The 11,311-nt window shown below is 34.5% G+C and carries 7 protein-coding genes; 6 read left to right on the top strand and 1 reads right to left on the bottom strand.

Translation table 11 applies throughout. From position 1 onward, the window contains the following. The first annotated feature begins 51 nt into the window (after positions 1–51). Entirely contained in the window at positions 52–819 is a 768-nt protein-coding gene (locus C8P70_RS03190; RefSeq protein ID WP_133711899.1) for a hypothetical protein, read from the top strand. On the opposite strand, the gene C8P70_RS03195 is transcribed toward C8P70_RS03190, so the two are convergent. Beyond that, positions 816–2,351 carry a YifB family Mg chelatase-like AAA ATPase gene (locus C8P70_RS03195; protein ID WP_133711900.1) on the bottom strand — a complete coding sequence of 512 codons (1,536 nt, stop codon included), beginning with the start codon at positions 2,349–2,351 and terminating at the stop codon, positions 816–818. The genes C8P70_RS03190 and C8P70_RS03195 overlap by 4 nt on opposite strands. Before the next feature lie 323 nt (positions 2,352–2,674). Here C8P70_RS03195 and C8P70_RS03200 point away from each other — a divergent pair, with 323 nt between their 5' ends. From C8P70_RS03200 to C8P70_RS03220, 5 genes are all read left to right on the top strand, one after another. Further along, positions 2,675–3,826: an efflux RND transporter periplasmic adaptor subunit gene (locus C8P70_RS03200; RefSeq protein WP_133711901.1), complete on the top strand. Its 1,152-nt coding sequence runs from the start codon at positions 2,675–2,677 to the stop codon at positions 3,824–3,826. A 59-nt stretch (positions 3,827–3,885) separates the two neighbouring features. Beyond that, on the top strand, positions 3,886–7,035 hold the full coding sequence (locus tag C8P70_RS03205; RefSeq protein ID WP_133711902.1) for an efflux RND transporter permease subunit: 3,150 nt from the start codon (positions 3,886–3,888) through the stop codon (positions 7,033–7,035). Positions 7,036–7,047: 12 nt separating this feature from the next. Beyond that, the gene (locus C8P70_RS03210) at positions 7,048–8,517 is read left to right on the top strand and encodes an efflux transporter outer membrane subunit (protein ID WP_133711903.1); all 1,470 of its coding nucleotides are present in this window, start codon (positions 7,048–7,050) and stop codon (positions 8,515–8,517) included. Between the two features lie 87 nt (positions 8,518–8,604). Beyond that, positions 8,605–10,707, top strand: a complete 2,103-nt coding sequence (gene recG / locus C8P70_RS03215; RefSeq protein WP_133711904.1) for an ATP-dependent DNA helicase RecG — start codon at positions 8,605–8,607, stop codon at positions 10,705–10,707. Between the two features lie 5 nt (positions 10,708–10,712). After that, entirely contained in the window at positions 10,713–11,291 is a 579-nt protein-coding gene (locus C8P70_RS03220) for a non-canonical purine NTP diphosphatase (protein WP_133711905.1), read from the top strand. The last annotated feature ends 20 nt before the right edge of the window (positions 11,292–11,311 follow it).

Raw genomic sequence — 11,311 nt, forward strand, 5'->3', positions numbered from 1 at the left:
CAAGTAATTCATCTATAATTTTTAGTTTGATTTAATCAGACAAACCAACTTATGAGCAATTTAAACGAAAAACTCAGTGACATTAGAGAAAATGGTTACCAGCTGTCCCCTTTTAATGTTATGAGTGAAGCTTTTGTATATTTTAAAAGATCATTTCTGTTAATAACAATCTCGTTACTGACAGTTATTCTTTTTCTGTCTTTTATTTCTTCTTTGTTTATAAGCAGATACATTGACGCAGATAGTCCTGATTTACAAGAACAAATTAATGGTATAATAAATCTTTTGCTACAACCACCCTATATTTATTATTACATAATTGGAGTTACTATTTTAACAGCACTAAGTAGTGTTTTACTTGCAGGATATTTAAAAGTAAATGCCGAAATAAGTCAGGGAAAAAAACCTTCTTTTTTAACTGTATTTAAATATTTTGTCAGTAAAAAAGGTATCTATATTTTTTTAGCACAATTGCTGATTTCATCTGTTTTTAGTCTTATTACTTTTGCCCTTCAGCTTAAAAACCTTCAGATGGTTTCAATGGCAATTAACTGGCTGATAAATACACTGACTATTTTTATCACACCGTTGATTATTTTTGGCAATCAAAAGCCTCTGGAAGCAATTAAAAACAGTATAATGGTAGTAAACAAACAACCTGTACCTATTATACTTACAGTTGTTTTAAACTATTTTTTAGTTTTGTCGGGATTATTCTTTTTCGTCATTGGCTTTTTATTTACACTTCCGTACTTATTCTCCATATATTTTACTCTGTACAAGCAAGTTATAGGCTATATTCCGGAAGAGAAAGATTAACTAAACCAACCATCTCTATCCAGACTTCTATATTGAATAGCCTCTGCAATATGTTGAGGCATTATTTTTTCATGTGCTTCTAAATCAGCAATAGTTCTGGATACTTTTAAAATTCTGTCATAAGCTCTTGCTGATAAGTTAAGTTTGTCCATGGCTGCTTTTAAAAGATCCAAAGAAGCTATATCCAAAGAACAGTAAATTCGCAGTAAACGAGAAGACATTTGAGCGTTGTAATATATTCCTTTGTGATTAGAAAACCGTTCAGACTGAATTTCTCTGGCTTTAATAACTCTTTTTCTAATTTCTGCACTGGATTCTGACACTTCTTTTTGGGCTAATTTTTCAAAGGGAACTGGATTTACTTCAATGTGAATATCAATTCTATCTAATAAAGGTCCTGATATTTTGTTAATATAACGCTGCATTTCTGATTGAGAAGACCGGACAGGAGCATTGGAATCATTAAAGTATCCGCTTGGACTTGGATTCATACTTGCTACTAACATAAATGATGACGGATAAGTTATTGTAAATTTGGCTCGGGCGATAGTCACTTCTCTGTCTTCCAAAGGTTGCCGCATAACTTCCAGTACTTCTCTTTTAAATTCCGGCAATTCATCTAAAAACAATACACCATTATGTGCCAATGAAATTTCTCCCGGTTGAGGATAGCTCCCCCCTCCTACCAACGAAACTGAAGAAGCGGTATGGTGCGGACTTCTAAAAGGTCTGCTTGTAATTAACCCGCTGTCTTTTGCTTTTCCAACAACACTGTGGATTTTTGTTGTTTCTAAAGCTTCGCCTAAAGTCATAGGAGGCAAAATACCTGCCAATCTTTTTGCAAGCATTGTTTTTCCTGATCCCGGAGGTCCTATTAAAATAATATTATGTCCGCCGGCAGCAGCAATTTCCATAGCCCTTTTAATACTTTCCTGTCCTTTAACATCCTTAAAATCTAAATCAACTTCTTCGCTGTGATTCTCTCCCATAAGAATATCAAATAAAGCAGGCTGAACAGTATTTTTACCTTCAAAAAAATCAATTACTTGACTAATGTTTTCTATTCCATATACTTCTAATCCATCCACTATAGCTGCTTCTTTTTCATTTTCTTTAGGAATAATAATTCCTTTAAACCCTTCTTCTTTCGCTTTAATAGCTATAGGTAATGCACCGTTAATACTTTGAAGAGAACCGTCCAATGATAATTCGCCCATAATAATATAATCGGTTAAATTTCTCTTTATTTTGAGTTGTTCTGAAGCAGCCAAAATTCCCATTGCAATCGTCAAATCATACGCAGAGCCTTCTTTTCGCATGTTTGCCGGCGCCAGATTAATTGTAATTTTTTTACCGGGAAGTTTATATCCCGTATTCTTTAAAGCTGCAGCAATTCTATAACTGCTTTCTTTAATTGCATTATCAGGTAATCCTACCAAATGATATCCAATACCTGTATCTATGTTTACTTCTGCCGTAATAGTAACTGCATCAATACCAAAAACAGCACTGCCATATATTTTTATTAACATATTTTTTTACTTTAAAAATTAGAAATAACCATTTTATTCAAAGCCCAATTACTACATATTCTTCTCATTATTAATATATTTACTGCGTTTTTGTAGAACTACTCTACGAAACGAGAATCAAAATTTATTTATTTGAATCAAATTTATTTACATTTTTGTGATATATAACGTTCTGTAAATACAAACAACAATTTGAAAAACAGCAAAATATATTCCAAAACCTCATTTTAACTAATCATTTTAGTATTTTGGCATTAGACTTGGAATATATTCATACGGAGAATATTTCTCACCTTCAACTTAAAAAAACAGTTCTTAACAAAATGATAACAAATAAAAAAACAATTTTAATTGCATTTTCTGCGTTAATAATGATTGGAACATTAATAGCTATTAACAGCTGTAATATTGGTTCATCCAAAACCATCGATCCTAAAGAAAATGCCCTCGCATTACCCATTATAGAAGTAGATACTACTACAGCGATTACCGTAAAAGATTATATAGGAAATATAGAAGGGAAAATCAATGTAGAGATTCGCCCTCAGGTAGAAGGCAGCTTAGAAAAAATATTTGTTGATGAAGGTGCTTTTGTCAAAGAAGGACAACCTCTATTTCAGATTAATCCACAACCTTATCAGGAAATTTTAAATAACGTGGTGGCTACAGAAAATGTAGAAAAAGCAAAGCTAAAAAATGCTCAACTGGAAATAGACCGCTTAAAACCTCTTATTGACAATGAAGTGATTGCTGAAGTTCAATTAGAGACCGCTAAGTCGAATTATGAAATAGCAAAAGCATCTTTAGCAAAAGCATCTGCCGAAGTAGCCAGTGCAAAAATTAACTTAAACTATACAGTAATTAAAGCTCCTGTAAGCGGATACATCGGCAGAATACCTAAGCGGATAGGGAACTTAGTAAGCAAAAGCGACAAAGAGCCCTTAACGGTTTTATCAGATGTAAGCGAAGTTTATGTATACTTTGGAATGAGCGAATCCGATTTCTTATATTTTGCTAAAGACTCTAAAAAAACGGATAGCACAAACATTACCTCTTCAGGGCAAATCCTACCCGAGGTAAGTCTTATACTTGCTGATGGTCATGAATATGCCGAAAAAGGAAAAGTAGATATGGTAAACGGACAGGTAAATAGAAATACCGGCTCCATCTCTTTAAGAGCTTCTTTTCCAAATTCACAAGACATTATGCGTTCAGGAAATACAGGAACTGTCAAACTTCAAGAAACTAAAACGCATGTTATCCTTATTCCGCAGGAGGTGACAAATTCTATTCAGGATAAAACCTTTGTTTATGTTTTAGACGATGAAGATAAAGTCAAACTTCAGACTATAGAAATAGACGGTGTTTCTGGCAGCAATTATATTGTTACTTCAGGACTAGCCATCGGAGACAGAGTCATAAAAACCGGATTTGACAAATTATCCGAAGGGATGTATGTAAAACCTATCAAGTAAATCTATCAAAAAATATTGCAAACGGAGTTTTTAAACTCGCCTTACAAAAAAATGATACTATGCTAAAAGCCATTATAAATCGTCCTATACTTGCCACTGTAATATCTATTATGTTTGTTCTGTTGGGATTAGTAGGACTTACTCTGCTTCCTATTACGCGCTTTCCTGAAATTGCTCCCCCAAGTGTAACAGTTACTACTTCTTACCCTGGAGCTAATGCCGAAACGGTAGCACAAAGTGTATTGCTGCCTATTGAAGAAGCTATTAACGGAGTTGATAACATGACCTATATCAGCTCTAAAGCTAGTAATAGCGGTTCCGGAACCATTAATGTATTTTTTGAAGCAGGAACAGATCCCGATCAAGCTGCGGTAAACGTCCAAAACAGAGTAAGCAAGGCGTCTAATGACTTGCCCTCCGAGGTAAATGAAAACGGAATTTCAGTTACTCCCCGTCAAAGCGGAAATATCATGACTATAAATTTTTACAGTGATCATCCTGAAAGAATTTATAATGAAACTTTTTTACAGGCCTACACCCAGATCAATATCAATAGAGAGCTACTGCGAGTTCCGGGAGTTGCATCTGTCGGACGCGTAGGCGCAAGAGACTATTCTATGCGCACCTGGCTAAATCCTGAAAAGTTGGCTCTTTATAGTCTGACCCCTCAAGATGTAATTGCCGCTATTAAAGATCAAAATTTTGAAATTGCTCCGGGTAATTTTGGAGAGACGTCAGAAGAAGCCTTTGAAACAGCCTTAAAACATAAAGGAAGATTCAGTCTTCCCGAAGAATATGAAAGCATCGTTATCAAAACTAATACTGATGGTTCTGTTTTAATGCTTAAGGATGTTGCACGAGTTGAATTTGGAGCTTCAAATGTTGGAAGTGATAACAGTGTCAACGGCTATCCCGGGTTAACGATGAACATCACGCAGACGGCAGGTTCCAATGCCAGAGATATCGACATTGCCGTCAGAAAAGTATTAGAACGCGTTTCACAATCATTCCCACAAGGCATACACTATGAGATTAGTTATTCAGTAAAAGATCAAATAGACGAATCCATCTCTCAGGTAAGAAGTACACTTTTTGAAGCTTTCTTTTTAGTTTTTATCATCGTTTATCTCTTTTTGCAAGATATTCGATCTACTATAATACCTGTCATTGCCATTCCGATCTCTTTAATAGGAACCTTGTTTTTTATGTATTTGATGGGATTTTCCATCAATGTCTTAACTATGTTTGCTTTAGTTTTAGCCATAGGAATTGTTGTTGATGATGCTATTGTTGTAGTTGAAGCTATTCATGAAAAAATGCATCAGACAGGATTAAAAGCTAAAGAAGCTACGATTTCTACAATGAGCGAGATTACTCGTGCGATTATTTCTATCACTCTGGTGATGGCTGCTGTATTTTTACCAGTTGGTTTTATGCAGGGACCAGCAGGCTTATTTTATAAACAGTTTGCCTATACACTTGCTTTTGCCATTTTAATTTCAGCTGTTAATGCCCTGACACTTAGCCCTGCATTATGTGCATTATTCCTAAAGCAGCAACATGATGAACCAATTATCCGTAAAAGAAACAAAAGCAATGTAAAGCGCATTATGGGAAGATTCTTTTTTGCCTTTAATACTGCATTCGAATCTTTTACAAACCGCTACGTTATTACAATTAAAAAATTAATACAAAACAAAAAAGTAGCAATCTCTGGTTTAGCACTAATTATCGGATTAGGAATTGCTTTACTTTACAAAACACCTTCTTCTTTTATTCCACGGGAAGATGACAGTTTTATTACTTATTCTTTAGCAATGCCTCCAGGGGCATCATTGGCAAGAACTAAAATCGTTTTGGCAAAAGCTGACAGCATTTTAAAACTTCGAAGTGATATTGAAGGCATGACAGCCATATCAGGATATAATACCATTGACGGAAATGCCAGTCCTTCCTTTGCCGTTGGCTATATTAATTTAAAACCTTATAAAAAACGTGGAAAAATTAAGAATATAGATAAAATTATCTCCGATATCCAAAAAGATTTATCGGTAATAAATGAAGCCAATTTTAATGTTTTCCCTCGTCCTACTATTCAAGGATTTGGAGATTTTGGAGGAATTGAATTTGTTATTCAGGACAGAATGGGAGGCGGATTTGATGAATTTAGCAAGATAACTGAAGGTGTAATTAAGGAACTAAATGACAGACCGGAAATTGATGATGCATTTACTTCTTTTAAAGCTAATTTCCCGCAATATTTGCTAGAGATTGATTACGTAAAAGCAAAGTCATTAGGCGTAAGTGTCAAAGATTTGATGACAACCATAAAAAACTACTACGGCAGAGTAAAAGCCGGCGATTTCACCAGATTTGGTCGCACCTATCGTGTATATATGCAGGCAGATATAGAATACCGAGAAAATCCGCAATCCTTTAATTCTATTTATGTCAAAAATAAAGACGGTGAAATGCTGCCGGCCAATACATTGGTTAAATTAAAAAAAGTTTTAGGTCCGGAAACTGTTACCCGATATAATTTATACAATGCTATTTCGATAAAAGCGAATCCCTCGTCCGGATACAGTACAGGAGATGCAATGAAAGCAATTGAAGAAGTAGCCTCTAAAATGCCTGGAAACTATTCCTATGAGTTTACCGGAATGTCTCTAGAAGAAAAGGATTCAGGTAATCAGGCAATTTTAATTTTTGTACTGAGCATTGTTTTTGTTTACTTTTTATTATGTGCACAATACGAAAGCTACTTACTTCCCATCGCAATTTTGCTTACTGTTCCAACCGGATTATTAGGCGTTGCCGTATTTATTTACCTTGCGGGTTTACAAAATAATATCTATGTACAGGTGGGATTAATTATGTTAATCGGATTATTAGCTAAAAATGCTATTTTGATTGTTGAGTTTGCTCTACAACAAAGAAAAGCTGGCTCTTCTATTTTTAATGCTGCAATAGAAGGAGCCAAAATGCGTCTGAGACCTATTCTGATGACTTCTTTTGCATTTGTTGCCGGATTAATCCCATTGATGTTCACAGTAGGTCCCTCTGCACAAGGAAATCACTCAATAAGCTTTAGTGCGGCAGGCGGAATGATTTTTGGAGTAATGTCTGGGATATTTATTATTCCCGTCTTATTTTATATTTTTCAGAATTGGGATGAAAAGTTAAAAACAAAATTTACTAATGATTAAACAAAAGAATTTATGTTGAAAAAACACTTATATAAATACGCTGTTTACAGTTTTACTTTTTCAGGATTTCTGATATTTGTTTCATGCGTTCCTCAATCTAAATACAGTGCTCCTAAATTTGAAATTCCGGATAGCTATAGAACACAAGACTCCTTAAAAGTAAGTAATGACTCTACTAATATAGCTGATATTGATTGGAAATCCTTTTTTGAAGATGCACAACTTCTCTCTCTCATTGAAAAAGGATTAGAATACAATTTTGATATTCAGACTGCTTTAAAAAATATAGAAATTGCTGATCAAAAAATCAGACAAACAAAGCTAGAATGGTTGCCATCATTAGGAATGGATATGGGCAATATAAGTTATCAATATCGCTCAGAAAATTATTATGGTACTCCTTCGTCTAATTATTATAAGCACAAGGGAAGTGATGCTCCTGCCAAAATGTATGTCAACTCCGCTCAATATATTTCCGGATTATCTTTAAGTTGGGAACTTGATATATGGGGGAAAATAAAAAGTAAAAATATTGAAGCATTGGCTCAATATTTACAAACACATGAAGCCAAAAAAGCAATCCAAACAGAACTGATTGCCAAAATTGCTGAAGGATACTACAACTTGTTATTGCTGGATGCTCAAATGGAAGTAGCGGAAACAAATTACGAGCTGACCAAAAATACGTTGAGAATAGTAGAGCTCCAACGCGATGCTGGGCAAATAACTTCATTGGCAATACAACAAACTAAAAATCAAATGTTAGTAGCCAAAGCCTTAATTCCCTCTCTAAAACAACAGATTGCTGTTCAGGAAAATGCTATCTCTCTATTAACCGGGCAATTTCCACAAGATATTGAAAGACAAGCAAAATTAGCAACCGTTGAATACGAAGAAACTTTAAGTGCTGGCGTACCTTTATATATGGTAAACTATAGACCAGATGTGAAAGCTGCTGAATTAGAATTAAAAGCAAAAAATGCCGCCGTCGGAGTTGCTCAAACTAATAGATATCCAGAATTAACCATTGACTTATCGGGTGGTGTAAACAGCATGTTAGGTAAAAACTGGTTCAATATCCCCGGTTCATTATTTGGCAGCGTTATAGGAAAATTAGCCGCTCCTGTTTTTAACAAACGAAAACTGAAGACAGATTTTGAAGTAGCAAAATTAGAGAGAAATAAAGCCGAAATAAATTTACAAAAAACTGTTTATACAGCTATTACAGAAGTTACTGACGCGCTTAATAATCTAAGTACTATTGACGAACAAATAGAAATTGCCGAAGAACAAGTTTCTACTTCCCGACTAGGTGTAAAACAATCCAATCTACTATTTAACAGTGGATATGCCACTTATATTGAAGTTATCAATGCCCAAAAAAACATGTTAGACAATGAATTAAACTTAAATAAATTAAAACAAAATAAACTGCTATCACGTGTTCAATTATACAAATCTTTAGGTGGAGGTTGGAAATAATAAAAAAAGAAAAAGCCTAAAATGATCTATTATCTCATTAAGATATTCCCCAAAAAAACATTATCTTAGTGCTGTTTTTTATCAAAAATGAATTACAACCTTCTTGAAACTTCCATTGAATACTTAAAAGGCGTTGGTCCTCAGCGTGGTGATTTACTCAAACAAGAATTGAGTATATTTAAATATGGTGATTTACTACATTTATATCCTAACAGATATATAGACCGAACAAAATACTATAAAATCAATGAGCTTTTTAACAATCATACCGAAGTACAGATTGTTGGAAAAGTTATCCATATTAAAGTAGTAGAACAAAAAAGAGGAAAACGATTAGTCGCAACTTTTACTGATGGAACAGGAGAAATAGAATTAGTTTGGTTTCAGGGTATAAAATGGATTAAAGATTCTTTAAAACTAAACACACCTTACGTAATTTTTGGAAAAACAAACAGGTTTAATCAAGGAATTTCAATGCCTCATCCCGAATTAGAATTACTTGAAGAGCATAAAAAAAACATTTCTTCCGCCATGCAGGCGGTATATCCCTCAACAGAAAAGCTCAGCGCTAAGATTTCAAATAAATCAATGATAAAGCTGATGCAGCAATTAATTATGGAAACGCATGCATTATTCACGGATTCCCTTTCGCAAGATTTATTAAAAACATTGGGATTAATCTCTATAAAAGAAGCACTTATTCAAATTCATTTTCCTAAAAATGCCGAAATATTAGCCAAAGCACAGTTTCGCCTCAAATTTGAAGAGTTGTTCTACATTCAGATGCAGCTATTAATAAAAAACATTGCCCGAAAAGGAAAAATAAAAGGCTTTCCTTTTAATGAAGTAGGAAGTTATTTCAATAGCTTTTACAAAAACCACCTTCCTTTCCCCTTAACCAATGCCCAAAAGAAAGTTATAAAAGAAATACGTCAGGATGTAGGTGCTCCCGCCCAAATGAATCGACTGCTTCAAGGCGATGTCGGTTCGGGAAAAACTATTGTTGCCTTTATGAGCTGTTTACTTGCTTTAGACAATAACTTTCAGGCTTGTATGGTTGCTCCAACAGAAATTTTAGCTACACAGCATTTCCTAGGAATTTCCGAATTAGGGAAAGCAATGAATATAAACATTAAACTGCTTACCGGCTCTACTAAAACCGCTGAAAGAAAAATTATCCATGAAGAACTGGAAAACGGAAGTCTGCAAATCTTGATAGGAACACACGCTGTCTTTGAAGACAAAGTAAAATTCAAAAATATAGGATTAGCCATAATTGATGAACAACACCGTTTTGGAGTAGAACAACGTTCAAAATTGTGGAAAAAAAACCATATTCCTCCTCATGTTTTAGTGATGACTGCTACCCCAATTCCAAGAACTCTTGCGATGAGCTTATACGGAGATTTAGACATTTCTGTTATTGATGAACTTCCCCCAGGAAGAAAACCCATTCAGACCATGCATTTTTTCGAAAGAAAAAGACTGACAGTTTGGCATTTTATTCGGAAAGAAATTGCTAAAGGCAGACAAGTTTATATTGTTTACCCATTAATAGAAGAAAGTGAAAGTTTAGATTACAAAAACTTAATGGAAGGATATGAAGGAATTTCTCGTGATTTTCCATTGCCGCAATACAGTGTAAGTATTGTTCACGGAAAAATGACTCCGGCTGAAAAAGACAGAGAAATGGAGCGATTTTCAAAAGGAGAAACTAATTTAATGGTGGCTACAACCGTTATTGAAGTAGGTGTAAATGTTCCTAATGCCTCCGTTATGATTATAGAAAGTGCTGAACGGTTTGGCTTATCTCAGCTTCATCAGTTAAGAGGTCGTGTAGGAAGAGGCGCTGAACAAAGCTATTGCATTTTAATGACGAGAGACAAGCTCTCCAACGATTCAAAAATACGGATGGAAACGATGTGCCGTACCAACGATGGTTTTGAAATTTCTGAAGTAGATTTAAAATTACGAGGTCCGGGAGATATTATGGGAACACAACAAAGCGGAACTCTTCCACTTAAAATTGCCGATTTAGTTAAAGATCAGGACATCCTGCACTACGCCCGGCATCAAGCCATACAGTTATTAAAAAAAGATCCCGCATTAGAATTACCCGAACACCAAAGAATAAAAAATAAATTAGCTTTGTTAAATAAGAAAGCAACCATTTGGAACTATATAAGTTAAACAATATGAAATTAGTTTTTGCATCAAACAATAAAAATAAAATTAAAGAAATTAAAAATCAACTCTCCGAAAATATAGAAATTCTAAGTTTAGAAGATATCGGCTGTGATGTTGATATTCCCGAAACCGCAGATACTATAGAAGGAAATGCAATTTTAAAAGCTGACTATATAAAAAAGCACTACGGTTATAATTGTTTTGCGGATGACTCCGGTTTAGAAGTGGATGCTTTAAACGGAGCTCCCGGAGTATTCTCTGCCCGATATGCCGGCAACGAAAAAAATGACAATAACAATATTGATAAGCTTCTTGAAGAGTTAAAAGACCAAACAAACCGAAAAGCCAATTTTAAAACTGTGATAGCACTCAACCTTAATAACAACCAGTACTTGTTTACCGGAACAGTAAATGGCAAAATTATTACGGAAAAACGGGGAACATATGGTTTTGGATACGATCCGATTTTTATAGCCGAAGGAATGAATAAAACGTTTGCTCAAATGAGTTTACAGGAAAAAAATAAAATAAGCCATAGAGGAAAAGCTGTTGAGCAATTGGTTGATTTTATATTAAAACAAAAATAAAAAGAGGTCCTTCAATATTT

The sequence above is a fragment of the Myroides indicus genome (assembly GCF_004364575.1).
Taxonomy (GTDB): domain Bacteria; phylum Bacteroidota; class Bacteroidia; order Flavobacteriales; family Flavobacteriaceae; genus Flavobacterium; species Flavobacterium indicum_A.

Excerpts from the sequence above, each read along its gene's own strand:
- C8P70_RS03190 (WP_133711899.1), top strand. The coding sequence starts at position 52 with ATGAGCAATTTAAACGAAAAACTCAGTGACATTAGAGAAAATGGTTAC.
- C8P70_RS03195 (WP_133711900.1), bottom strand. The coding sequence starts at position 2,351 with ATGTTAATAAAAATATATGGCAGTGCTGTTTTTGGTATTGATGCAGTT.
- C8P70_RS03200 (WP_133711901.1), top strand. The coding sequence starts at position 2,675 with ATGATAACAAATAAAAAAACAATTTTAATTGCATTTTCTGCGTTAATA.
- C8P70_RS03205 (WP_133711902.1), top strand. The coding sequence starts at position 3,886 with ATGCTAAAAGCCATTATAAATCGTCCTATACTTGCCACTGTAATATCT.
- C8P70_RS03210 (WP_133711903.1), top strand. The coding sequence starts at position 7,048 with ATGTTGAAAAAACACTTATATAAATACGCTGTTTACAGTTTTACTTTT.
- recG (WP_133711904.1), top strand. The coding sequence starts at position 8,605 with ATGAATTACAACCTTCTTGAAACTTCCATTGAATACTTAAAAGGCGTT.
- C8P70_RS03220 (WP_133711905.1), top strand. The coding sequence starts at position 10,713 with ATGAAATTAGTTTTTGCATCAAACAATAAAAATAAAATTAAAGAAATT.